Source organism: Vibrio ponticus, assembly GCF_009938225.1.
In the GTDB taxonomy this organism is placed as follows: Bacteria; Pseudomonadota; Gammaproteobacteria; order Enterobacterales; family Vibrionaceae; genus Vibrio; species Vibrio ponticus.
In genome coordinates this window covers 896675-922539 of the sequence record NZ_AP019657.1, presented here as the reverse complement: position 1 = coordinate 922539, position 25865 = coordinate 896675, and the positions used below count along the sequence as shown (strand labels likewise).

At 44.7% G+C, this 25865-nt stretch carries 25 protein-coding genes; 16 read left to right on the top strand and 9 right to left on the bottom strand.

The features are described 5' to 3' along the window. Positions 1-65: 65 nt before the first annotated feature. Together yeiP and GZN30_RS04120 are read left to right on the top strand one after the other, a co-directional pair. Entirely contained in the window at positions 66-635 is a 570-nt protein-coding gene (gene yeiP / locus GZN30_RS04125; RefSeq protein ID WP_075649926.1) for an elongation factor P-like protein YeiP, read from the top strand. Positions 636-637: 2 nt separating this feature from the next. After that, entirely contained in the window at positions 638-958 is a 321-nt protein-coding gene (locus GZN30_RS04120; protein WP_075649927.1) for an HI1450 family dsDNA-mimic protein, read from the top strand. A 145-nt stretch (positions 959-1103) separates the two neighbouring features. Here GZN30_RS04120 and ihfA read toward each other — a convergent pair whose 3' ends face one another. After that, positions 1104-1400, bottom strand: a complete 297-nt coding sequence (gene ihfA, locus GZN30_RS04115; protein ID WP_075649928.1) for an integration host factor subunit alpha — start codon at positions 1398-1400, stop codon at positions 1104-1106. A gap of 664 nt (positions 1401-2064) precedes the next feature. On the opposite strand from ihfA, the gene GZN30_RS04110 reads away from it, so the two are divergent. From GZN30_RS04110 to GZN30_RS04080, 7 genes are all read left to right on the top strand, one after another. Further along, entirely contained in the window at positions 2065-4542 is a 2478-nt protein-coding gene (locus GZN30_RS04110; protein WP_075649929.1) for a hybrid sensor histidine kinase/response regulator, read from the top strand. Positions 4543-4661: 119 nt separating this feature from the next. Further along, positions 4662-4883: a hypothetical protein gene (locus tag GZN30_RS04105; RefSeq protein WP_075649930.1), complete on the top strand. Its 222-nt coding sequence runs from the start codon at positions 4662-4664 to the stop codon at positions 4881-4883. Between the two features lie 100 nt (positions 4884-4983). Further along, positions 4984-5523: a septation protein A gene (locus tag GZN30_RS04100; protein WP_075649931.1), complete on the top strand. Its 540-nt coding sequence runs from the start codon at positions 4984-4986 to the stop codon at positions 5521-5523. A 136-nt stretch (positions 5524-5659) separates the two neighbouring features. After that, complete coding sequence (yciA, locus tag GZN30_RS04095; protein ID WP_075649932.1) at positions 5660-6055, top strand: acyl-CoA thioester hydrolase YciA; 396 nt, start codon at positions 5660-5662, stop codon at positions 6053-6055. A 110-nt stretch (positions 6056-6165) separates the two neighbouring features. Continuing rightward, complete coding sequence (locus tag GZN30_RS04090; protein ID WP_075649933.1) at positions 6166-6462, top strand: YciI family protein; 297 nt, start codon at positions 6166-6168, stop codon at positions 6460-6462. Between the two features lie 2 nt (positions 6463-6464). Continuing rightward, positions 6465-6854: a GspS/AspS pilotin family protein gene (locus GZN30_RS04085; RefSeq protein WP_075649934.1), complete on the top strand. Its 390-nt coding sequence runs from the start codon at positions 6465-6467 to the stop codon at positions 6852-6854. A 302-nt stretch (positions 6855-7156) separates the two neighbouring features. Continuing rightward, complete coding sequence (locus tag GZN30_RS04080; RefSeq protein ID WP_075649935.1) at positions 7157-7378, top strand: hypothetical protein; 222 nt, start codon at positions 7157-7159, stop codon at positions 7376-7378. Positions 7379-7408: 30 nt separating this feature from the next. Here the strand turns inward: GZN30_RS04080 and GZN30_RS04075 are convergent, their stop codons facing one another. Then, positions 7409-7660, bottom strand: a complete 252-nt coding sequence (locus GZN30_RS04075) for a DUF1289 domain-containing protein (protein ID WP_075649936.1) — start codon at positions 7658-7660, stop codon at positions 7409-7411. A gap of 153 nt (positions 7661-7813) precedes the next feature. Between GZN30_RS04075 and GZN30_RS04070 the strand changes: the two genes are divergently transcribed. From GZN30_RS04070 to GZN30_RS04050, 5 genes are all read left to right on the top strand, one after another. After that, a complete protein-coding gene (locus tag GZN30_RS04070; protein WP_075649937.1) occupies positions 7814-8260 on the top strand; it encodes an META domain-containing protein in 447 nt (148 codons plus the stop codon). A 229-nt stretch (positions 8261-8489) separates the two neighbouring features. Next, positions 8490-9632, top strand: a complete 1143-nt coding sequence (locus GZN30_RS04065; RefSeq protein ID WP_075649938.1) for an ABC transporter substrate-binding protein — start codon at positions 8490-8492, stop codon at positions 9630-9632. Between the two features lie 61 nt (positions 9633-9693). After that, positions 9694-11394 carry an ABC transporter permease gene (locus tag GZN30_RS04060; protein ID WP_075649939.1) on the top strand — a complete coding sequence of 567 codons (1701 nt, stop codon included), beginning with the start codon at positions 9694-9696 and terminating at the stop codon, positions 11392-11394. After that, entirely contained in the window at positions 11360-12049 is a 690-nt protein-coding gene (locus GZN30_RS04055; protein WP_075649940.1) for an ATP-binding cassette domain-containing protein, read from the top strand. The genes GZN30_RS04060 and GZN30_RS04055 overlap by 35 nt, the downstream gene beginning before the upstream one ends. Continuing rightward, on the top strand, positions 12039-12671 hold the full coding sequence (locus GZN30_RS04050; RefSeq protein ID WP_075649941.1) for a CDP-alcohol phosphatidyltransferase family protein: 633 nt from the start codon (positions 12039-12041) through the stop codon (positions 12669-12671). The genes GZN30_RS04055 and GZN30_RS04050 overlap by 11 nt, the downstream gene beginning before the upstream one ends. A gap of 97 nt (positions 12672-12768) precedes the next feature. Here GZN30_RS04050 and GZN30_RS04045 read toward each other — a convergent pair whose 3' ends face one another. The 4 genes from GZN30_RS04045 to GZN30_RS04030 form a co-directional block, all read right to left on the bottom strand. Then, complete coding sequence (locus GZN30_RS04045; RefSeq protein WP_075649942.1) at positions 12769-13704, bottom strand: class I SAM-dependent methyltransferase; 936 nt, start codon at positions 13702-13704, stop codon at positions 12769-12771. 8 nt (positions 13705-13712) lie between these two features. Next, positions 13713-14408, bottom strand: coding sequence for a TIGR01621 family pseudouridine synthase (locus tag GZN30_RS04040; RefSeq protein ID WP_075649943.1), 696 nt, complete (start codon positions 14406-14408; stop codon positions 13713-13715). Positions 14409-14466: 58 nt separating this feature from the next. Continuing rightward, on the bottom strand, positions 14467-16083 hold the full coding sequence (locus GZN30_RS04035) for a methyl-accepting chemotaxis protein (protein ID WP_167521306.1): 1617 nt from the start codon (positions 16081-16083) through the stop codon (positions 14467-14469). Between the two features lie 283 nt (positions 16084-16366). Continuing rightward, complete coding sequence (locus GZN30_RS04030) at positions 16367-17797, bottom strand: sodium-dependent transporter (RefSeq protein ID WP_075649996.1); 1431 nt, start codon at positions 17795-17797, stop codon at positions 16367-16369. A 403-nt stretch (positions 17798-18200) separates the two neighbouring features. On the opposite strand from GZN30_RS04030, the gene cls reads away from it, so the two are divergent. Then, positions 18201-19655 (top strand): cardiolipin synthase, encoded by a 1455-nt coding sequence (gene cls / locus GZN30_RS04025; RefSeq protein WP_075649945.1) that lies wholly within the window; start codon positions 18201-18203, stop codon positions 19653-19655. A 124-nt stretch (positions 19656-19779) separates the two neighbouring features. After that, positions 19780-20985, top strand: coding sequence for a cystathionine beta-lyase (locus GZN30_RS04020; protein ID WP_075649946.1), 1206 nt, complete (start codon positions 19780-19782; stop codon positions 20983-20985). Between the two features lie 90 nt (positions 20986-21075). Here the strand turns inward: GZN30_RS04020 and GZN30_RS04015 are convergent, their stop codons facing one another. The 3 genes from GZN30_RS04015 to GZN30_RS04005 are packed head-to-tail and all read right to left on the bottom strand — an operon-like array spanning position 21076 to position 25864. Continuing rightward, positions 21076-21642 carry a DNA-3-methyladenine glycosylase I gene (locus tag GZN30_RS04015; protein ID WP_075649947.1) on the bottom strand — a complete coding sequence of 189 codons (567 nt, stop codon included), beginning with the start codon at positions 21640-21642 and terminating at the stop codon, positions 21076-21078. Positions 21643-21690: 48 nt separating this feature from the next. After that, the gene (locus tag GZN30_RS04010; RefSeq protein ID WP_075649948.1) at positions 21691-24789 is read right to left on the bottom strand and encodes an efflux RND transporter permease subunit; all 3099 of its coding nucleotides are present in this window, start codon (positions 24787-24789) and stop codon (positions 21691-21693) included. Further along, positions 24782-25864: an efflux RND transporter periplasmic adaptor subunit gene (locus tag GZN30_RS04005; protein WP_075649949.1), complete on the bottom strand. Its 1083-nt coding sequence runs from the start codon at positions 25862-25864 to the stop codon at positions 24782-24784. The genes GZN30_RS04010 and GZN30_RS04005 overlap by 8 nt, the downstream gene beginning before the upstream one ends. Between the last annotated feature and the right edge of the window lies 1 nt (position 25865).

Below are 25865 nucleotides of genomic sequence, written 5' to 3'. Positions count from 1 at the left end.
ATTGTCGCCACTCATATAACGAGGATATAATGCCGCCCTTATAACTCATATGAAGGAAATTGTTCATGCCTAAGGCAAGTGAGCTAAAGAAAGGTTTTGCAATCGTTGACTCTAACGGCAAAACTCTACTAATCAAAGATATCGAAGTAACTACTCCAGGTGGACGTGGCGGCGCAAAAATTTACAAACTACGCTGTGTTGACCTAAACACTGGCGCTCGTGCAGATGAGCGTTACAAGTCAGATGACGTTGTAGAAACAGTTGATATGTTCAAACGTGCGGTATCTTTCTCTTACGTTGACGGCGACGAGTACATCTTCATGGACAATGAAGACTACACTCAATTCAACTTCAAGAAAGCGGATATCGAAGACGAACTAATGTTCATCACTGAAGAAATCCAAGGTGTGATGGTTGTTCTAGTAAATGGTTCTCCAGTTGCTATCGAACTACCTGCTGCAGTTGAGCTAGTGATTGAAGAAACTGACCCTTCAATCAAAGGTGCATCAGCATCTGCACGTACTAAACCAGCTCGCCTATCAACAGGTCTAACAGTACAAGTTCCTGAATACATCGCTCAAGGCGACCGTATCATCGTGAACACTGCTGAACGTAAATACATGAGCCGTGCGTAATTATGACTGAACTGATTTCTTACGATGATGCGATCGACACCGCTTATGACATTTTCTTAGAAATGGCACCAGACAACCTAGAAGCGGCTGATGTCATTCTGTTTACTGCGCAATTTGAAGATCGTGGTGCAGCCGAACTGGTTGAAACCGGAGATGATTGGGTAGCTCACGTTGGTTTTGACGTTGACAAAGAAGTGTATGCAGAAGTGCGTGTAGGTCTAGTTAACGAAGAAAACGATGTTCTGGATGATGTTTTTGCGCGCCTATTAGTGAGCCGTGATCCAGACAATAAGTTCTGTCATATTCTATGGAAGCGTGACTAAGTCAAATCGCTTCACTAGATACAAAAACACCCAAGCTTGCTTGGGTGTTTTTCTATTACTTGCCCAGTATTAGCAGCGTCACTACGCTACTATCACTTAGTCCCCTCACAAGTAATAGCAAAGGTTCGGTCCGTCGACAGCGTTATTAACTTTCGCCTTTAATAGTCTCAACACGAGCTTTTAATTTTTGCCCAGGGCGGAAAGTTACCACGCGGCGCGCGCTAATTGGAATATCCTCACCTGTTTTTGGGTTGCGACCAGGGCGTTCGTTTTTTTCGCGTAAGTCAAAGTTACCAAATCCTGAGAGCTTCACTTGCTCACCGTTTTCCAGTGCCTTGCGAATCTCTTCAAAAAATGCCTCAACCGTTTCCTTGGCATCGCGTTTACTGTATCCAAGCTTTTCAAACAGGTTCTCGGCCAAATCGGCTTTTGTGAGCGCCATAGATTTATCCTCAAAAGCTGTGTTAAACATCACTGCCCAAAGGCAGCGCCAAAGCATTTCACCCAGCCAATCAATGACATAGGCATATCAACAGGAAGTGTATGCCAACCTTATGATTTTCGCCAACTTTTTTCTATGCAGATAGCCACAATACTCACAAAATAGTTAGGTGAATTATCTATATATTAAACAATTGCAGACTTAATAACCCAAAAACCACCATAAAACGGAATTTAAATCCACAAAAACAAAGCATCACAAAATATAAACCCAGAGTGCAATATCAACGTTTTTGCGACATAAAAGTAACTTTATAAATTAGAACCGCGTTAGTTGTTGCTTTACAACTCTTTTCTCTGCGCTTTTGTCGTAAAGCGATCTCTTAGATCAGAAGGACTCCACCCTGCGGCTATTACGCATAAATCAAGCTTTATCCTGAGGTTGCTTTTTAATCTAGATAACTAAACTTACGATTAGATTAACCGATAATGCGACCTAGCACGCGTGACAGTGGTTTACAACACCTAGCAAAATATGGATAAATTCAATACAAAAGTCGTAAATTAACGAATGATTGCTTATATGGAAGTAGCAAAGATCATTATCACACCTCGAACAATCGCTGTACACACCCACGAACCGAAAGCGCATTTCGGAGTCGTCAATGCTTGAATCAGCTCTTCATCCTGTGTTTCTCGTCCTATTGGGAGCAGCTACTGTCGTCGCGAGTTGGACGATCTGCTTTATCCGCTCATTCCGCCAGTCCCACTCTGGCTTTGATCAACGAATTGGCACGCCATATTTACTTTATTCATCGTCGATTATGATGTGGATATTAAGCAATGCGTTTTTTTATTCGCCATTTGTCATCAGAGCCGACAGCACACTGGTTGTCAGTATGGCGCTTTTCTCAAATCTGACTTTGTTTTCCAGTTTTGTATTTGCTTGCATTATTACCCAAATACTCGTCACCGAAGTGATCAGCATTTGGGCAAAATATCTCCAAAACGGGAGCATTTTTGCCGTATCAATCTTGGCCATTTATCTCAATTATCTACCAGGGCATACCGTTGTTGACGTGACAGTGGCGGAGATTGGCAGCTTCGATGTCCATTTTGGTCAAAAGGCAGGACTGTTTTTCTGCATTATCTTGCTACTCGTTGCCATCAGTGTACAAAACATTGTCCTATACGCACGCAAAGCTCGCGCTTTACAGCAGGTAAAATCACTTTACATGCTAACGGGCATCAGTGTTTTTATGATCTCATCTGTATTAGTTAATGGCGCAATACCATTAATCTGGCACGACTTCTCAATGTCTTGGATACCGCCAGCATTCGCTATCACAGAAATGCTTTTAATTGGTTATGCCCTGATTACGTCAAGGTTTTATAGCAACCGCTATGTCATTTACTCTAGCCTCTCCCTTGTTCTCACTAGCCTAATAATCATCGCACCACTCACTCTGATTATGAGTGTATTGTCTACTTACGATCCGGCGTTGATCATCGTAATCAGTTGCCTATTTACTGGACTGATCTGGCGTCAACTATCCCAATGGATTAATCGGCTTTGTAGCCAAATTGTTTTTGGAACCAGCCAATCTCCAGACCGACGTATCCGCTCTCTTGGGGATGAGTTTCAAAATTCGACCAGCCATGCTTTTGCCAAGATCGAGAAAGCACTAGCGATCAATCCAGGGGACTTACAACTCGTATCTAACCTACAAGACGAGAAGCTATACACCTCTCAGCTCTACAAGCAAGACAGTGTACTTATCTTTGAAGAATTGGAGGAATTAGTTCTAGGCGAAGCTGCTGTCGGCAAAATGCTAAAAAAAATCTACTTCAAAATGAAGTCAGAGCAAGTTTCGTTGGCGCTGCCAATCTTCGACCAAAACAACCGCATGAGCCACCTTTTGTTAGCTAAAAACAAGCCCTGTGGACAAATGTACTATTTTGAAGAAGTTAAAGCGCTGCAATACGTATTAATCAAAGCGCAAGGCTATATAAATGCAGATAGAAAAGTACACCAAGCCCAAGCTTTAGCGAATTCAATTGCTCATGAAATGCGTAACCCTTTGGCACAAGCTCAACTGCATTTCGAATTGCTCAATGAGAAAATTCTCAATCAAGCCACCAGCGAAGAACTTGAAGTTGAACTCAGCAAAGGTAAGTCGTCGATTGAGCGAGGACGCCAGTTAATCGATATCATATTACGTGAAGTGAATCACGCATCACTTGAGCAAGAACCCACCAGCGAGATGTCGATTAAGCACGCTGTCAACATGGCAATAGACCGTTACGCCTATGAATCAAGTCAAGTACGTCGTCGAATATCTATCGATATCGCACAAGACTTCTCAGTCAAGGTCAATGAGACTCTATTTAACTTTGTCATTTTTAATTTGCTGCGTAACGGTATCTACTATTTCGATTCTCATCCCGAGTCGCAAATTGAAATCAAAACCCTTTCATCCAAGTACGAACACTTTTTAATCATTAGAGATTCCGGTCCTGGTATCCCGAGCTCGCTGCTTAATCGCGTCTTTGACGATTTTTTCACCTACAACAAGCCTGGTGGTAGCGGTCTTGGTCTGGGCTATTGTCGACGCGTTATGAAGTCATTTGGAGGCTCGATTCAGTGCTACTCCAAAATCAATCAATATACCGAATTTCATCTTTCCTTTCCGGCTGGCGCCGTATCACCTCAGCCACTGGCACTGCCAGAAGAGCAACCGACTATAGAACCTTCTGCGTCAAGCTTTAGCGATATTCCCGCATATAACAGTACTAAAATAATGGTTGTGGATGACAAAGAAATCCAAAGACAACTAGTCAAACTGTTGCTAAATCAACTCGGTTATGAGGTTGTGCTAGCTAACAATGGTCAAGTCGCCGTCGATATGCTGGACCAATCAAGTGTCGACTTCATCTTTATGGATGTGCAAATGCCAGTCATGGATGGATTTGAAGCCGCTAGGCTTATAAAACAACGCCACCCTAATCTGCCGATTTACGCACTTTCTGGCGAGTCAGGGCAGATTGAATTAGCGAAGATAAGGCAAATCATGGATGGGAGACTTACCAAGCCAACCACTAAACAAGCGCTGAAACTCGCCATAGAATCTGGACTCGCATAACTCATCAAGTTAACCGCTTAGACAAGTGAATAACGACCTTTCAACATAATTGGCATTTATTATGCTTCTTTCAATCCGTGCGGTACAAGGTTGCCGTGTATTTTGAGAGGAGCAAAGATATGAACCGTCTTACCTATTACAATCTGATTGAACACGGTATTCAAAGCCTACTTGATGATCGTTTTGGGCAAATCGCTCAATTAGACCCACCACACTACCTAAGCCTTATCATTGGCAAAGAAAGCTGCTCAGAGATGAGCGACGAGGAGCTTATTACCGTTGTTGAAAGTTTACGTAGTGAAGGGTATCTCGAAGACAGAAAATCAATGATCCCATATTGATAGCGATAGAAAATGGAAACTAACATTGGTTAAAACAGAGCATTGTTTAGTACCGGTATTTATGTAGACTGAGTTGATTACTTTGTGATTTGGTTATTTCATGAAACAACTGCTCGACTTCATCCCTTTAGTCATCTTCTTTATTCTCTACAAAGCTTTCGATATTTATTTCGCAACCGGGGCGCTAATCGCAGCCACTGCCGTTCAACTCGCCGTAACTTACGCTTTGTACAAGAAAATCGAGAAGATGCAGCTAGTGACCTTTTTACTTGTAGCCATCTTCGGTAGCATGACCATCGCTCTCCATGATGATAACTTTATCAAATGGAAAGTGACGATTATTTATACACTCTTCGCGCTAGGCTTAATCGTGAGCCATTTAATCGGCAAGTCAGCGATCAAGAGTATGCTGGGTAAAGAACTCTCATTGCCTGACCGAGTATGGGCTAAACTCACTTGGGCATGGGCTTTTTTCTTCAGTAGTTGCGCACTTCTAAATCTTTATGTTGCATTTCGCTTGCCACTTGATGTCTGGGTCAACTTTAAAGTGTTTGGATTATTGGTTGCTACCTTTATCTTTACCCTTCTCTCTGGGGTCTATATTTATAAACAATTACCCAAACAGAGCGACGAAGAATAACCGTTTGCCTAACAGGTGATTTTCCCTCTATCTGAGGTATAATTAAGGCATATAGATGCGACCATAGCGGGTCGCTTTTTTGTTATTAACTTACCGTTGCTCACTGAAGTGACGTCATTATGTTGTGGATGTCAAAATGAGTCAGGAAATTTGCTCACCTCGAGGACAACTTCTTCTTCGCACCCTTGCTATGCCAGCAGACACCAACGCCAATGGTGATATTTTCGGTGGCTGGATCATGTCACAGCTTGATTTAGCTGGCGGTATACTTGCCAAAGAAATCTCTGGCGGTCGTATCGTTACCGTTTCGGTCTCAAGCATTACGTTTAAAAAGCCAGTCAAAGTCGGTGACGTTGTATGCTGCTACGGTGAATGCACCAAAATTGGTCGTACTTCTATGAGTATCGATCTGGAAGTGTGGGTTAAACCAGTCAAAGAGCACGGTCTTGAAGATAGATTTATGGTTTGCGATGCGACATTCAACTATGTAGCAATTGATGGTAATGGCAAACCACGTGCAATTAATTGCTAACGAAGCATAAAATCAATCACATTTTCGATAATCAGTAACCTAACTCTCTGTGTGATAAGTTAGAGTTATGCCAACAAACAACCATTGCCTAAAACTAAAAGGAAATTCGCATGTGGTACGTTATTTTTTCACAAGATGTTGAAAACTCGCTTGAGAAACGTTTAAGTGTTCGTCCTGAGCACCTAGCTCGCCTACAGACGTTACAAGATGAAGGTCGCCTATTAACGGCAGGTCCAATGCCTGCTATCGATTCAGACAATCCAGGAGAAGCAGGCTTTACTGGTTCAACTGTTATTGCACAATTTGACTCACTAGAAGCAGCACAAGCATGGGCAGATGCGGACCCATATATTGCTGCTGGCGTATACCAATCAGTGATTGTTAAGCCATTTAAGAAAGTATTTTAATTATGAAACTGCGCTTTTTCACCAGCCTTTTTGCTCTAGCGACGCTAGCGGGATGTGCCGGTAATGCCCAGCAACAGCACCTAGAACTTCTTGCGAGTAATCGTGCCAGTGTGCTTGCTGGTGAGCTTCCACTGGAAGCAGGACCACTTTCGATTATGCGCGCGACAGCTAAAGGCACGACAATTGAAATCATGATGGTGTATAACCAAGATCAAACCGGTGCCAAGCCGATTGAACAAGTAATGAATCGTGGTATTAGTTACTACTGTTCTAACAAAGACACCAAAGCAAACTTGGAAGCCGGTCTTAGCTACCGCCTGAAAATGCGCAATACCCGTGGACAACTGATGCTTGACCAATTTATCAGTGAAGAAAGTTGCACTTCGAACTAGAACAACTTAAACGGATTAATCATGCCTTGGTTTGTGCCAAGGCATTTTTGTTTGTCTGAACCATGCTCATTGCGCAACACCTTGATTATTACCCTTCCATGATGACAATATGAATCTTTTTTTGCATTTTTTTTCTTCGCACTGACAGTTAAATATATGGAAATTAAACCATTTAATCGCAAAGTCACATCATAAAATATTATCAACCTAGCTAAAACGAAGAAAAAACATCTATTCACACATTGACGCTATTTCTAAGCAGTTCTAAGTTTTGTAAAGGCTGATCAACAAAGGACATCGCTATGAAACGTGCAAGTAACTCTTATCGTCTGCAAATCATTAAAGAAGTCGCAACGCGACAAGAGAGGCTGCATTGCGGAGACCCACTCGCCACCTACATCCAGAAGTTACTCGATGAACAACCCGATGTTGAGAAAAATAATGAAAAAAACCAGCACTTCTCTGGCTGTCACTTCGACGATCATGCGGGCGGTTGGGTAAGCGATAAGTGGGGGCTCAAGTAATCAAACGCAAAAACATCTCACCAAATAACTTTAGAACAGATCTTGTTGCGGCGTACTAACGTCACTGTTTGACTCTTTCTCCGCCGCAGCATTAGCTAACATTTTACGTCGATAACGTTGACGACAGAGTTTTAGGACATGCAGTTGTTGACCAGGCGTCATCGATAACCAATTAAATCGTTCATCGCGCTTGCGCATGCACCCTTGGCAATACCCTTTCTCATCCACACTGCAAACCCCTACGCAAGGGCTCGGCACAACAAAAAACTCTAATTGCTCCATACGCTCCTCCTAAGCAGTGTGAATATAAAAAGAAATCAAAAAACTATGACTAAATACTGACACAATTACCAACTTGTTGCCTATAATAAGCAACGATGAAAGTTCATCGTGGTGTACCTCTGTATACCTTATTGTTTTTTGGAGTTTAATACTATGAAGCTTAGTTTAAAAACGTTGCTAGCGGCAGTTTCTCTTCCTGTACTAATGACTGCTTGTGCATCAAACGGTGACGATGTGAAAACTATTACTGAAGCTGATCTACAACACCACAACTGGGAACTTGTTCAAATCGACGGTAAAGCAATTCAAGTTGCAGAAGGCGAACAAGCACCTAACTTAGAAGTTGGCGAAAAGATGACTGCAAACGGCAACGCTGGTTGTAACACTTTCTTTGGTCAAGCAGAGCTTAAAGAAAACCAATTCCGCATCGAAAAAATGGGTATGACCATGAAGATGTGTATGGGTGAAGCGATGAATGTAGAAAGCACATTCTCAAAAACTCTGTCTGATTGGAGCGACATGACGCTAACTAAAGATAGCCTAGTTCTGAAAAACGACGCACACACTCTAGTGTTCAAATTAAATGATTGGAAAAACTAATCGCCAATCATAATCGATTGAAGAGCAGCATCAAGCTGCTCTTTTTTTTCCATTTTCTCGCAAAAATTCGTCACAGAGCAGTTTTAATTCTTCCCCCCGCACACTTTAAGTACAATTAAGTAACAACAAACACAAATATCTAAAAAGTTTCAGTTTTTTTAGTTCATAATGAATGAAATTGTCGCGAGACTCGGTCTGTACCTAAACCTCAATTGCAATAGGAACCATTATGACAAGGCTGTTTACCCTTCTCTCTACTCTTCTGCTCACCTTCACGGCTTCGGCTACGGATAACTGGCAGATGGTCACCGATCAAGCCAAAGGTCAAACCGTCTATTTTCACGCTTGGGGCGGTAGCCAAGAAATTAATAATTACCTTCGCTGGGCGGCAGGTGAAATTGAAGATAAATATGACGTCACTCTAAAACACGTTAAAGTGACTGATATCGCTGAAACCACTTCGCGCCTTATCGCAGAAAAAGCGGCTGCCAAAAATAACGGCGGTAGTGTTGATCTAGTTTGGATCAACGGTGAAAACTTTAAGTCGATGAAAAACAATGGTCTACTTTACGGACCGTTTGTCGAAAAACTACCGAGTTGGCAGTTTGTCGATAAATCGCTACCTGTCGACAGTGATTTTACCGAACCAACGCTAGGTCTAGAAGCGCCTTGGGGTGTTGGGCAGTTAGTCTTTATTCACGATGCGGCGCGATTGAATAATCCACCACAATCTTTTGCCGAACTGTTGAGCTACGCTAATGCTTACCCGAATCGTCTCAGCTACCCTCGCCCGCCAGAATTTCATGGTACTAGCTTCTTAAAAGCACTACTTATTGAACTGACTAATAATGACCCAAGTTTAAGCCAACCTGTTGAGCAAGCGGACTTTTCTCTTATCACTCAACCTTTATGGCAATACCTCGATGATTTTCACAAAGTTGCGTGGCGCCAAGGTAAGCAGTTTCCATCTAGCTCTTCAGAAATGACCCAGCTGCTCGATGATGGACAAATTGATCTCGCGATCACGTTTAATCCAAATGCGGTATTTTCTGCACAGGCTACCGGCAAGCTAGCACCAAGCACCGCCACTTATGCGATGAACGCTGGCGCGCTGTCTAATATCCACTTTCTCGCCATTCCTTGGAATGCTACTGCGTCAGAGGGGGCGCAAGTGGTGATTAACTTCTTATTGAGCCCTGAGGCGCAATCTCGTAAAGGTGACCTAAACATTTGGGGTGATCCTTCAGTATTGGAAAATCAATACCTTAAGGGTTCAGCAAAAAATACCAAGCTGTTTAAATCCATCGCAGAACCGCACCCTAGCTGGCAAGTCGCATTAGAAAAAGAGTGGCTTCAACGATATGGCAATTAACATCAATAGCATAAAGCCTTATCAAGCATTCCCTTGCCGAATCGTCGTTTGCGAGTATTAGATGCTTAAAATTAGCTATTTAGTTTTAATTGTCATCTGCAGTTTACCGCTAATCCCTGGTTTATCTGGCGTAGTGGTAGCCTCGTTCGGCTTTATCCCGCCGTTGGACATGAACACGGTTAGCCTGCAAGGCTATCATCAACTAATGCAGTGGAGCGGTCTTGGACAGTCTATTGCTGCATCAGTGTTTAGTGCTACCTTAAGTACTCTAACCGCCGCTGCTTTTTGCTTTGCTATCTTACAGCGCCTTTGGTTAAGTAAATATTGGCATCGGGTCGAGACCCTCCTTGCCCCGCTGCTCGCCTTACCGCATGTGGCGTTCGCTATCGGCTTTGCTTTTTTGTTCGCGCCAACTGGCTTTGTGGCGCGAATCGCCTTTGATGCTTTAGGGTGGCAGAGCGACAGCAGCTCACAAGCATTATTGGTTAATGACCCATTGGCTCTGGGGCTGACGATTGGTTTAGCCTTTAAAGAGCTGCCTTTTTTACTGTTGATGAGCATCCCTGTTCTACAGCAATTAAAATTGGGTCAAACCGTTAAGGTTGCCACCATGCTTGGTTATTCACCCGCACAAATGTGGCTTAAAATTGTGTTTCCGCAATGGTTGGCAAAAATGCGTTTCCCACTGTTTGCGGTGATTTGCTATGGCATATCTGTGGTTGATGTTGCATTGATATTGGGTCCATCAAACCCTCCAACCTTCGCCGTATTGGTTTGGCAGTGGTTTAGTGATCCAGACTTGAGCTTAATGCCAAGAGCATCCGCCGGCGCCGTCAGCTTACTTCTGCTTGCAAGTTTGATGATGCTATTGGTGGTTTTGATTGAGAAAGCGCTGACGACAAAATTCAACCATTGGCAATACTCTGGACGAACAGGTGTTAAGCTACCGGGAATTGCGGTATTAGGCATTGCGATGGTCATCAGTGTCGCTATTGTGCCACTTTTGGCGATTTGGAGTTTTGCCCAACGTTGGCGATTCCCTGATCTCATGCCCAGTCAATTGAGTACGCGTTTTTGGCAATTTGAGTGGTCAAATATGCTGCCAACGTTACTCAATAGTATTGTATTGGCGGCCATCGTCGCGTCGATTAGCCTTTTGCTTGCCCTTATTGCACAAGAGTTCAAACTCAAACAGCGCTGGCATTTACCAGACTACGTCATTGCGCTACCAATGTTAATCCCACAGCTTTCAATGCTGTTTGGTATTCAAATCATGACTCTGTATATCGCCAGCGGGCAATTTGCTTTGTGGGTGATATGGTCACATGTCTTCTTTGCCTTCCCATTTGTCTACCTTGCGATAGATGGACCATGGAAAAGTTATGACAACAACTACACCAAAGCAGGTTTGAGTCTTGGTAAATCGCCCATGATGGTGTTTTTGAAGATCAAAATGCGTTTGCTTCTGCCCGCGATTCTTTACGCATGGGCGGTAGGTGCAAGCGTAAGCTTAGCTCAATACTTACCGACCCTGATGCTGGGGGGCGGACGCCTAACGACCATTACAACAGAGGCCGTGGCACTTTCAAGTGGCTTTGATCGACGCGTCACAGCGATCTATGCCCTTTGGCAAGCACTGTTGCCGTTAATCTTCTTTTCTGCCGCGCTGCTTATTAGCCGTATCACCACAAGACGCTCTGCCGATTTTGTTAAGGAATCAACTATCAATGACGCTTTTACTAAAAGACCTCACCGTTTATAAGCCCCACCAAGAGGCGCTTTTTCAACACCTCAACCTCACCATAAAGCCAGGGGAAGTGGTCGCGGTTATGGGACCAAGTGGTTGTGGCAAGTCAACTTTGCTCAATGCGATAGCGGGGCATCTCAGTGACGATTTTGAGCTTGATGGAACATTGAGTTTATGCGGCGAACCCATTGACCAGACTCCGCCCCATTTACGCAAACTTGGCGTGCTTTTTCAAGATGACTTACTGTTTCCACACTTAAACGTGTGGCAAAACCTCGCTTTTGCTTTACCTAATGATGTGCCAAAAGCACTAAGAAAAACGCGCGCGCTCGAGTGCTTACAACAAGTAAACCTACTCGATTTAGCAGCCTCCTACCCTGAACAAATATCCGGTGGGCAAAGAGCACGAGTAAGCTTGTTACGTATGCTGTTGGCACAACCTAAGGCTGCATTATTGGACGAACCATTTAGTAAACTTGATAAAGCACTTAGAGCTCAATTTCGTGACTGGGTATTTGAACAACTGGGGGCTGCGAATGTACCAACATTACTTGTGACCCATGATATTGACGACGTTCCGCCCGGAGCAAAAATACTCAACTGGCCTTGGCAGGCTACCTCTAATCAAACAAATAACACCAATAATTCAGAGACCGACCATGCTAGATAAATTCAGCATTAAACTGATTCGCGCGCCTTTAGCTTCAGCCGCGTCACTATTGAGCAGTAAAGGTATCACTGCCAATCAAACCACACTGTTTGGTTTTGCAGTGGGTTGCTTGGCACTGCCTGCTTTGGCTCTGCAGGAATATAACTGGGCGTTGCTGTTCATTGTTATCAATAGAGTATGCGACGGACTTGATGGGGCTTTAGCGCGGATTCACGGCATTACGGATGCGGGCGGATTCTTAGATATCAGTCTCGATTTTCTTTTCTACTCACTGATCCCATTTGGTTTTGTGATTGCCAACCCAGAGCAAAATGCGGTTGCCGGAGCATTTCTGATTTTCTCTTTCATCGGCACAGGTTCAAGTTTTCTTGCATTTGCAGTCATGGCTGGAAAACGCGGTATTGAAAATCCGGTATATCAAAACAAATCTCTCTATTACATGAGTGGCTTAACCGAGGGCACAGAAACCATTGCCTGTTTCGTATTATTCTGCTTGTTCCCACAACACTTTGCCTTGATAGCCTATATATACGGTATCGCCTGCTGGTTCACAACTTTTACCCGCATTTGGGCAGGCTATAAGACGCTCAACAATGAACCTCAAGAAGCAGACTCACCCTAGCGGCTTAATACCAAAACGCAGATTAACTAGAACATAAAATGTCCCAAAACGTAAAAAGCCCCAAACGGGGCTTTTTTCTTATCAGGATGTTTGGTGGTTATTTTTTAAATACTAAACATTTCAGTGACGCTTGCTCATCAATATCGGCAAATTCTTCTGGGTTTGCCAAGCGCTCGACAAAACTTAACTCTGGCGCCGCTTCCGCCATGCCATCAATTAAGAAATTACAATCCACCGCTGGTGAGTTCACACACGCTAGCACCTGACCATTGTCAGTCAGCAAGTCTGGCAAACGACGTAAGATTTTGGCGTAATCTTTTGTCAAAGCAAAACTGCCCTTCTGAAATGAAGGCGGATCAATGATGATCACATCATACGGACCCGACTTCTTAATCTTACCCCATGACTTGAAAATATCATGCCCCATAAACTTAACCTGATTTAAGTTATGACCATTCAATTTGTGGTTTTCGCGCCCTTTACTTAGCGAAGCTTTTGCCATATCGACGTTGACCACTTGATCGGCGCCGCCTGCAATTGCAGCAACGGAAAAGCCACAAGTATAAGCAAACAGATTAAGCACATTGGCGTGCTTAGCATTATCACGGGTCCACTCTCTTCCCAAACGCATATCTAAGAACAAACCAAAATTCTGGTTGCGTCCAATATCCAACTGGTATTTAAGACCGAGCTCTTCAACTACTGGGCGAGAATCTAATTCCCCCAGCAGCACTTCGGATGGTGCGCCGTCCGCATAACGGTGTTGCAATAAAATCACTCGTCCTTGGCGTGCTTGCCAAACGTCTGATTGTGATAATGAGATAAGGCCCGATTTTAATTGGTTAATAAACTCAGCATCTGCGGCTTTGAATAGGTTAACGATAAGCTGACCTTGTAACCAATCGCAAGTAAGCTGCTCTAAACCCTGCCAGCGCTGCCCGCGACCATGAAATAAACGGCGAACTTCATTTGGCACTGTGTGCAGTTGTTGCTCCACATGGCTTAAAAATACTGGGATCTGTTCTACTTGCATTACTGTCGCTACTTTTTAATGTTGGGCCATACTAGTTGCCAAGGTGGCAACCACGCATCAATACCCGGTTGAATTTCGGTTTCTAGCCATTTTTCCCCAAGAGAGGCAAATTCTCTTGGATCGCAAATCAATTGATGTGTCTGCCCTTGATAAGGGAAAGCCAGCGCAAAGGCATGTAAATAGCCCCTGTCAGCCACACTGCCGGTGTTATATATTGGGTCACCAACAATCGCTGAACCTATCGATTTCAAAGCCACTCTGATCTGATGAGTCTTGCCAGTATACGGCTTACATAGAAACAGCCTTTCCCCCGGTTTTGCGCCAGCAGAGAAAAACTGTGTAACTGCGGGGTTATTGTGACTATTAATCAACTTCCATGACGAACGGCGCGAGCGCTCCATGTCTCCACTGATCAAACCTTGCTTTTTTTTCGGCTTTTTAGCACCAATCGCAAGATAAAACTTTTCAACTAATCGATTAGCAAATGCTTGAGACAGCTCACTCGCCGCCTCTGAACTGCGCGCAAGTAGCAAAATACCTGAGGTCATCTTATCAAGACGATGCACCAAATAAAGCTGTTGGTCACCACTTTGTTTCGCCACTTCGGCTAATAACATCGTGTCACCATCATCTTTGTGCACAGAGACTCCCGGGTGCTTATTGATGATCAAAAAATCGTTGTGAGTGTATAAGATATCAAACATGAAAACGGCTCCATTGAGGAGCCGTGAGTATATACTTAATTTATCCTTGCCTAAACAGTTAGGCTAAACGGAATTGCTTCATCAACTGCTCTAATTCGCCAACTTTGTCACTTAGACGTTGAATATCTACCGAGCTTTCACTCGCCATTTGCAATGATTGAGTCGAAATATCACTGATCATGGTGATGTCAGAGGTAATTTCACGCGTCACCGCCGTTTGTTGCTCCGCCGCAGTCGCTATCGAGTTAATCATACTCTGTACATGAGAGGCGCCTGCCACGATTTCTTCAAGAGCACTTACCGCCCCAGAACTTTGACTGACACCAATTTCCACCAAACGACGGTTATCTTCGGTAAAGGTGACCGCTTCTTGGGTACCGAGTTGAATCGCTTGAATAATACCTGCAACTTCTTTGGTGGCATTAGTCGTACGTTCAGCCAATGCACGAACCTCGTCAGCAACAACGGCGAACCCACGACCAAACTCACCAGCACGTGCCGCCTCAATCGCTGCGTTTAGTGCCAATAAATTGGTTTGCTCAGCGATATCTTCAATCACTTTAATCACAGAACCAATCTTTTCACCATGATTACCGAGTGTCGACATCTGAGACGACATCTCCTCCATCTGAGTACTCACTTGCTCAATACTTGCTACCATTTCGACAATAACATCGCGTCCTGAATTGGCAACCCCTTCCGAACTGCTGGCTTGTTCATAAGTTTGAGTACTCTGATGCGCGACTTCCGCGATGGTTTGGCTTAGTTCTTCTGAAGCCGTTGCAATTAACTGCGCTTTATCAGCTTGATCCGAGGCACCCTTTACCAAGTGCTGACTCACATTGCTCAACTCAGAAGTGACTGTCTTCACTTCGCCGGTAACGACAGTAATTGAACCAATTAAAGACTTAAGCGATGACTGCATCATATTAATCGACGCCGCAACACTGGCTAGTTCGTCACCAGACGCATCTTTAATTTCAGTCGCGGTTAAATCTCCCTGCGCTACGCGCTGAGCAACCTGATCCAATATAGTCAGTCGGCTCGTAATCGAAGTTGATAGCCAGTATGCCACACCACAAGTCAGTACAATCGCGACCGAAGATAAAACTAAAATCGTCGTTTCAATGGTATTAAATGAATCACTCAATCCGAGTAGAGAGGCTTTAGACTCTTCAATTTCACCATTCGATACGTCATCCAAAATATTTTCAATCGGCACTAAGTTCGCTTGATAAATACGGCGCAATTCCGTTGTCGCAACGTCCAGTGACATACTCTTGCCAATGGCAGGGATAATGTTGCGCTCAAACTCTTGAGTAAACTGAGTCATGTACTGCTCAACTTGATGCACTTTTTGTAAATCCGATGTACTGCCTTGCTCTAACACCTTTACATTAGCAAGCACTTGCTCAAATTCTTCCTTGTTTGCATAGTAATCATTCAGTGCGTTAGCCGTACCAATCACAACACCCGTCGCGTCACGGTATACATCACCAGCATCATCAAGCAATACCAAGTAACCAACCACTTCTGGCACATCGTCCGTTCTGATTTCGTCGGCCACTCTATGGGACGAAAGCACTTCCATCCAAATAATGCTAACCATCAATAGAAGAGTTGCTAATACAGCACCAAATCCCAAATACAATTTCTTCCTGACAGAGAGTGTCACGATTCACCTTCCAATGTTTCTTTATCGTACTTTTTCAAACAGAGTCTACTGTTCGGTAAACGATAAATATTCCATTAGTAGCGCATGAGTGACAATCAAAAATCTTCGTTTTACGGCTCAGTATTGATTAAATACTCAACGTCTATGTTTTATATGCGACACATATCACGCTATTTAGAAATCCAACCTCATCTACGTCCCTGCCATATCGACATCACTCAAAAAACAAAAAGCCCACAGGATCACTCCTATGGGCTTGAGATTTTATTGACCAATTAACAGGTTATAGTTTTTTCGATAGTAGTGCGGCTAAGCCGATAATGCCTAAACCAAGTACCATAATCTCACCTTTGCCACTGTCGAAACCGGCTTTCACACCTGCAAAAGCGACGATAGCAACAGCGAAAGGAATCACGTATTTCACTAGGTTGTACCAAACACCGAATAGAGGGAACTTCACTTCACCATCGTTAGTGATTTCTTTCTCTAGTTCTGCGCGGTTTAGACGCCAACCAGCAAAGATACACACGAACATACCACCAACTGCTAGGAAGATTTTATCTGTTAGCAAGTCAAAAATATCAAATGCACCCGTATCAAATAGTTTCGGACCTGTACCACCAAGTGATAACGACGCGAACACACATAATGCTGCCATTACCGCACTTGCACTTAGTACCGCCGTTGGACGCTTCATGCCCTTTTCATCAATTAGGTATGACACAACAACCTCGAGTAGTGACACTGACGATGTTAAAGCCGCAACACTCAAACCGATAAAGAACAGTAGTGCTAATAGTAGACCAATCACGCCACCCATTTCAGCAAACAGTTGTGGTACAACGACGAACACCAAACCAGGACCTGCGGCAGGTTCCATGCTGAATGCGAACATTGCAGGGAACATTGCAACACCAGCAAGTAGCGCAACGCCCGTATCCATCGCGGTTACCATTGCGGTAGTTTGCACTAAGTTTTCTTTCTTACGCAGGTAACTGCCGTAAGTAATCATACAACCCATACCAAGGCTCAATGAGAAGAAAGCTTGGCCTAGCGCTGCCAGTACAACGCCACTATCTACTTTAGAAAAGTCAGGCTTAAACAAAAACTCTAGACCTGCCATTGCACCCGGAAGACTCAAGCCTTTAACTGCTACAAGGATAAGAATCATAAATAGTAGCGGCATGAGGATTTTACCCGCTTTCTCGATACCGCCTGATACACCACGAATAACGACAAAGATATTCAGTACTAGGTATAAACCCATCCACATCAGTGGTTGTACAGGATCAGAGATAAAGCTGCCAAAGCTATCACCAATCGCTTCCGGTGTACTTAGCAGACCTGTAGCAATCTTATAGATATAAGCAACAGCCCAACCACCCACAACTGGGTAGAAGCCCATGATTAATAGGCCACTTAGCACCCCAATTACGCCGACAAACGTCCAGCGGCGGTCGGTTGACTTAAATGCACCAACGGCTGATACACCTGTCTTACGACCAATCGCAAATTCGGTCAGCATTACGCTAAAACCAATAAAGATTACAAAAAGAAGATAGATTAGAACGAAAGCACCGCCGCCACTCTCACCAGCGGTGTATGGGAACTTCCAAATATTACCAAGACCAACTGCAGAACCTGCAGCGGCCATAACGAAACCTAATTTCGACCCCCAGCTATCGCGGGGCTTAGTGCTTGTAGTTGTAGCCACATTATCACCATTCATTTTATTGTTGTGTTTGCTTAATGTCGGCGTCTTAAAAGTTGTAGGTGTATTATTATTTTTACACTACGAAAAAGTTTGTGTGACGCTCTGTGTATAGCGAGTAAAACAGTTTCAGATTAAAATTGGAACCCCATCAGATTAAATTTCCACCGCGAAGTCTATTTTTACGTCTTAACTGCTGGATTTTTACTCAGTTTAAACATTTTATAACAATTCCATTCAATTTGTACACATATCAAACTCACGGAAAACACAATCTGAGTCGAAATCCGACAACTTTTACTAACAAATTTATTTTTAACTAGATGCAGCAAATTAGGCAGCTTTTGTTGTTAACTGCCTGGAATTAGGCTTAGTATTTAACTAATTGTTCTTACTGAGATCGTTAATGGAAAAGTTCTACCATTTCGTCACCTTGGCTAGCATTGTTCTTTACTGGGTTTTAGTCGCCGGTGTTACGCTTCGTGTTGTATTAAAACGTCGTGCTGTCAGTGTCTCTCTTGCTTGGCTGATGGTGATTTACATCATTCCTATTGTTGGCGTCGCCTGTTACTTTTTATTTGGTGAACTAAACCTTGGTCGCAAACGCGCCGATCGCGCCAAAGAAATGCTCAAACCATTTATTGACTGGTTTTCCCAGCTCAGTGATTGCCATGCTCACTCACCAGAAAACTTCGGTCGTCACATCTACCGTATTGATGAACTGTGTAACAATCGATTAGGGCTTCCTGCTTTGAGTGGTAATGAACTATCACTACAAAACTCGCCTGAAGCAATTATGCGTTCGGTGATAGAGGACATTAATCAAGCCAAACATAGCATTCGTATGGTGTTCTATATTTGGCATCCCGGCGGTATGGCGGACGAAGTCGCCAATGCACTGATTCTCGCCGCTCATCGTGGTGTGGATATCAAACTTTTGCTCGACTCCGCGGGTAGCCCTCGCTTTTTCCGCAGCCCATGGCTGGCAAAAATGCAGCAAGCAGGGATCAATGTCGTGCAAGCACTCGAAGTTAAGCCTTGGCGAATCTTCTTACGTCGACTTGATCTGCGCCAGCATCGCAAAATTATCGTCATCGATGAAAAAGTGGCTTATACCGGTTCGATGAATATGGTTGATCCTGCCTACTTCAAGCAAGATTCGGGGGTAGGACAATGGATCGATATTATGGTCAGAGTAACCGGTCCTACCGTTAACGTACTTTCGGCAATTCATTGCTGGGATTGGGAGGTCGAAACGGGTCAACGTTCGTTCCCTAACCTACCGGAATGTCCAATAGACCAGGATGCCGCTCAACATCCGATTCAAGTGGTGCCATCTGGTCCCGGCATGCCAGAGTATTTGATTTATCAAGTGCTGACGTTAGCGATTAACCAAGCCAATAAATCAGTACGAATCACGACGCCCTACTTTGTGCCTAGTGCCGACTTGTTAGAGACATTGAAAATGACGGCTCAGCGAGGCATTAACGTTGAGCTCATCATTCCTCATAAAAATGATTCAATGATGGTGCAATGGGCCTCACGCGCTTTCTACACCGAACTGATGATGGCAGGCGTAAAAATCTACGAGTTCTATGGCGGCTTATTGCATACCAAATCAGTCGTGATTGATGAGCAGTTCTGTCTGGTCGGTACGGTGAATATGGACATGCGCAGTCTCTGGCTCAACTTTGAAGTCACTCTAGCGATTGATGATCAAGAATTCACCCAGAAAATGCATCAATTACAAGATCAGTACATTGCACAGTCCCACACGGTTTCACTCGATGTTTGGCGACAACGCTCAATCTTCTCGCGTTTTCTGGAGCGAACCTTTTATCTGTTTAACCCTCTGCTATAACCTTCGTAGACCGAGCTAAGCCTCGGTCTTTTTTATCTTATCCCTAAACGCTCTAAGCGAGGGTCTTGCTTTGTCTCTTGGGGCATGTTTTAAATATACCCATGATTAAGGACAAGGACTGAAAATGTCAGAAGGCAAAAAGACTCAATATGTCACCGCTGGACGTGATAAAAAATGGACGAATGGAGTGGTAAACCCACCCGTTCAGCGCGCTTCAACCGTTGTATTTAACACTGTTGCAGAGAAAAAACACGCCACCATCAATCGTGCGAACAAAACGCTTTTCTATGGTCGTCGTGGTACTCATACCCATTTCGCCCTGCAAGATGCGATGGTGGAAATTGAAGGCGGCGCGGGTTGTGCTCTATATCCTTGTGGCACAGCAGCTATCTCTAATGCGATTCTCGCTTTCGTTGAGAGCGGCGATCATATTCTGATGGTCGATACTTGCTACGAGCCTACTCGCGATTTTTGCGAAAAGATCATGAAGAAGATGGGCGTCGAAACGACTTACTTCTCACCCACTATTGGTGAGGAGATTGCCGATCTAATCCAACCCAATACCAAGGTTCTATTTTTGGAGTCTCCTGGCTCTATCACCATGGAAGTACAAGATGTGCCTACCCTAGCGCGCATTGCCCATCAACATGACGTGATTGTCATGCTCGACAACACTTGGGCTGCGGGTGTGAATTTCTCGCCATTTGAACATGGCGTTGATATTTCGATCCAAGCGGCGACCAAATATATTGTTGGCCACTCAGATGTGATGCTCGGTACAGCGGTTGCGAGCGAAAAATACTGGGATCAACTGCGTGAACAGAGCTACTTGATGGGACAATGCGTATCCGCCGATGATGCTTATCTTGGTTTACGTGGTATTCGCACTCTAGATGTTCGCCTTCGCCAACACGCCGAGAGCAGTTTAAAAGTCGCCCAATGGTTACAAACCAGACCGGAAGTTGACCATGTGCGCCACCCAGCGCTCGAGACTTGTCCGGGTCACGAGTTCTTCAAACGTGATTTCACCGGCGGCAACGGTCTGTTCTCATTTGTAATGAAAACAACCAATCCAACCGCGACGACCGCTCTACTAGATGGCATGAAGCATTTCAGTATGGGTTATTCTTGGGGAGGTTTTGAGAGCTTGATTCTAGCCAATGAGCCCAAGAGTTTTAACTACTTACGCAGCGTAGCAAACCCGAACTTTGATGGCACTTTGATCCGTATTCATATTGGTTTAGAAGATGTCGATGATTTAATTGCTGACCTTGAAGCTGGTTTGGCTCGCTATAACGCGGTGATCCTCGAACAAGCTACTTCGCTCTAGCGGCTATCAGCATTTAAGCTTCAACTTAACACCAAACAGCCCGCTAAGCGGGCTGTTTTTTTATTCGGCATGCACTGAGCAGTAATGCCACTAAATCGCCTTGCCTTTCATCGGGCAGTTCACCAAGTGATCATCAACCATACCAACCGCCTGCATAAACGCATAACAGATCGTCTCACCAACGAACTTAAACCCTCGCTTTTTGAGAAATTTACTCAAGGCTTTAGACTCTTCAGTCGACACTGGCACCTGTGACATCTCTTTCCAATGGTTCACTTTGGGCTTGTGATCGACAAACTGCCACAACGCGTTCGATAAACTGCCGTACTCCTCAATCAAAGCCAGCGCCGCTTGAGCATTGGTAAACACGGAAGCTATCTTGCCGCGATGTTTAACAACATCATAATTGGCAATGATCTCTTCAGCCCGCGCTTGATCCTGCTGACTCAGTTTCACTAAATCATAATCCTCGAACGCTTGTCGATAACCGTCACGCTTTTTCAAAATCGTGATCCAACTTAATCCCGCTTGCGCACCTTCCAAGGTTATAAACTCAAACAAGGTTGTGTCATCAAAAACAGGCACGCCCCACTCAGCATCGTGATAAGCCTGCTCCAATGGGTGTTTCAGTGCCCACGCACACGTTTGTGATTCCATAATGATTCTCTACTAATCCATCTTGCACCTAGACTAACTTGGAACCGACTAACTTGGAACCGCTACCTTATGGAATAGGCGATATAGCACTGGCACCACAATCAAAGTGAGCACGGTAGCAAAACCTAAACCAAACATAATCGTTACTGCCATTGGCTTAAAGAAAATATCCGGTAACAGTGGCACCATTCCCAAAATGGTGGTGATTGCGGCCATACAAACCGGTCTGACACGGCTGAGCGCTGCCTCAACTACCGCGGTATACGGCTCTTTACCCGCACCTATCTCAATATTGATTTGATCGAGCAATACAATACCGTTTTTTAGCACCATCCCCGACAGACTGAGGAAACCGAGTAGTGCCATAAAGCCAAATGGCGTATTCAGCGCCAGCAAGCCAGTAGTCACACCGATTATCGCCAAAGGCACGGTACACCAAACTATCAACGGCTCTTTAACTGAATTAAATAAGAACACGGTTATTAAGAACATAAACAGATAGCCAAGTGGCATGGTAGTAAATAGGGACGCTTGAGCATCACCCGATGACTCATACTCTCCCCCCCACTCCAAGCTATAGCCCGGTGGCAGTTCAATCGCTTCAATTTGACCTTGAATACGTTTTTGCAGTGTTGCCGCCGTCTCTTCGCCTAAAATGTCGGGATCCGCCATAATGGTCAGCATACGTTTACGGTCTTTACGCACAATGATCGGATCTTCCCACAACATCTCGTAACCCAACGTCACTTGTTGCAGCGGTATATATTCGCTCAGCGCCGGGCTCCAAATTTTCATCCCTTCAATATTACGAATATCAACTCGCTCTTCTTCTGGTAGGCGCGCAACAATCGGCATCAATGTGGTACCGTCGCGATAAACACCAACCGCCTTGCCTGAGAAGGACATCGCCAAGAAATCATCGACATCCGATTTGGTAATACCATAACGTCGTGCTTGGCTCTCATTAAACTGCGGTTCAAGGATCTTAGTTCGTTGACGCCAGTCATGACGAATATTCGTCGCACCAGGATCGGCATGCATAATGGCCGTCACCTGCGCCGCTATCGACCGCAGCACGGTCGGGTCTGAGCCAATAATGCGCGCTTCAATCTTAGCTCCGCCGCCAGGACCAAGTTCAATCTGCTTAAGTTTATAGTTTACTTCTGGGAAGTTTTGCTCAAGATGCTGACGGAAGCGACTCATGAGATCCGCCAAGATCTCGTAGTTATCAACCCGGGTGGTAATTTCCCCGTAAGCTGCATAGCTTTTTTCAGGCGCATAAGTCAGCATGAAACGCTGTAAGCCTTTACCTGCGGTGGTGGTTACATGCTCTACGCCATCTTGTTCTGCAATCCAACTTTCAAGCGCAGTCAGTTTGGTGTTGGTTGCACGAATATCAGTGCCTTCAGGCAACCAGATATCCGCTTGGAATATAGGCGTGGTCGAAGAAGGAAAGAAAGACTGTTTTACATGGGTAAAGCCATAGATGCTCGCCACCAGACCCAGCACTAACACAGCCATAGTGACCCAAGCGCGCTTCATACAAAACTCTAAGAAGCCCTTATAAACAACAAAGATCATCCCATTATATGGGTCGCTATCTTCGTCTCCTTGTGGTGTCTTTTGCCCGCGGAAAAACAGATCGGCAAAAAATGGCGTTAGAGAGATCGCGGTAAACCAACTCAGCATCAAAGAGATCAGCAACACAGTAAACAAGGTGCCACAATACTCACCAGTTGAGTCCTCCGAAAGTCCGATCGGGGCGAAAGCGGTAACCGCAATCACCGTTGCGCCGAGCAAGGGCCATTTGGTTTGTGTGACAATGTCGGTGGCAGCTTGGAGCCGCGTCCTCCCTCGCTGAGTACCGATCAATATTCCCTCGACCACCACAATCGCGTTATCCACCAACATCCCTAAGGCGATAACCAACGCACCTAACGAGATACGCTGCAAATCGATTTGGTAGTACTTCATAAAGATAAACGTACCCAAAACGGTCAGCAGCAAAATCAAGCCAATTAGCAGCCCAGAACGTAGCCCCATAAAGAACAGCAAAACGATAATAACAATCGCCACCGCTTGTCCAAGGCTGACCACAAAACCACGTACCGACTTATCCACCTCTTTCGGTTGACTATAGATTTCAGAGATCTCAACCCCAACAGGCTGCTGATATTTAAGCTCAGCCAAACGACGGTCAAAGCTTTCACCAATTTTCACGACGTTAACGCCTTGCGCAAATGACACCCCGACGTTTAGCGCCACGCGACCATTAAAGGTGATCACATTGGTTGGCACATCGATATAGCCGCGTTTGATTTCTGCTACATCTCGCAGGTAAATCAAGCCTTGGGCGCCACTTTCAGTGATAATCAAATCCCCCAACTGGTCGACGTTTTGAAACTCTCCAGTCGGATGAATTCGAATATATTCGCTACCGATACGTACCGCCCCAGCACTAGAAACAATGTTTTGGGTCGAAAGCAAGTTAAATACCGTGGTCGGCGCGAGCCCGAGGCTGCTTAAACGCTTCATGGAGATCTCGATAAAGACTTGCTCTTGCTGCTCACCCGTGACGGATATTTTGCTTACCCCATCAACCAGTTCGAGCTCTCTACGTAAATAATCAACGTAATCGAGCAGCTCTTTGTAGCTATAACCTTCGCCTGTCACTGCCAGCAAAATGCCGTATACATCACCAAAGTCGTCAATCACTTGCGGATCGTTCACCCCTGGTGGCAAGGAACCTTTGAGGTCATTCACTTTTCGGCGCAATTCATCCCAAATCTGCGGCAGGTCATCGGGGCCATAGTTATTTTTCATTGTCACGGTGATCTGTGACAAGCCACGGCTAGAAATTGAGTTAATTTCATCGACGTAAGTAAGCTGTTGGATCGCTTTTTCGAGTGGATAAGTGACTTCCTCTTCCACTTGTTGTGGCGTCGCGCCTGGGTAAGAAGTGACCACCATGGCGTCTTTAATCGTAAACGCGGGATCTTCCAGTCGACCTAAGCCGAAAAACGAGGCGACACCGCCAATCAAAAAGATCAGTGCAATCATCCAACTGATCACACGATTACGAATAAAGTACGCCGCAATCCCCGTTACATCATCATCCGATTGAGGCTGTTGTTGTGGGTTATTCATTACCTGCCTCCTTGGCGACAACTTGTACTTTTACACCATCAGTTAATCGTGACATTCCGCCAATCACTACTTTTTGCCCAGCAGACACACCTGAAAGGATCTGAATTGAACGTTTCGTCGCTTTACCTATCACTACTTGTTGCTTAGAAACGGTTTGGTCTTGATTAAGCAACCAAACAAACTTATTGCTTCGTTCTAAGTCATCGCCGTCTTGATTAAATATCGCCTCAATGGGCAACTGCACCCCTTTCTTCAGATCCAAACCTACTTCTTCATTATTTGAGGTCACCTCAACCGCCATACCATCGAGAATGTATTCATCGTCTGGCATGGGTAGTGACAAGGTCACATTAAACGTGCCCGTTTGTGGATCGGGTTCAGTAGTGAATTCTTTGATGGTGGCGTGGTATTCATTACCACTTGGTACTTTGACAATCGCGTCAATTTGCTCAAGCTGCTCTTGATCGGGCTGATTAACGTAGATACGGTCGGGTAATTGGATAAGGATCTCCACGCTGTTTAAGCTATGGATGTTGACGATGTTTTGTCCGACTTGAATGTTTTCAAATTGATCGACTGAAACTCGTGAGATGATGCCTTCCACCGGCGCTTTCAGTTTGGTGAATGATAGCCGTAATTTCGCCAGTTCTAGCTCTGCCATCGCGATGCGTCTTTGAGCTGCAATTTCGTCAAACTGCGACTTGGCCAATAGGCCTTTTTTAACCAGCGGTTGAGAGCGACGATATTGACTATTGATTACTGAAAAGCGTGCCGCAGCGTTATCCACTTCCAATTGATAGTCCGTTGGTTCGAGCTCAGCAATTAACGCGCCCTTTTCGACTTTATCGCCTTCTTTGACGTAGACGCGGCTAATTTCCCCAGCGACGCGGAAACTCAAATGTGAACGCTCGGCCGCATTGGCAACTGCAGGAAAATAGAGACTCTCGGTCGGGGGATCAGATTCAACCTCAACCACTTCAACTTTGGGTAACCCAGCATCAAAATAAGTCACTTGCTCACCGCAGGCTGTCATCAAGGTACTGGCAAGCAAGGCGAATAGTATTTTGTCGGTCATA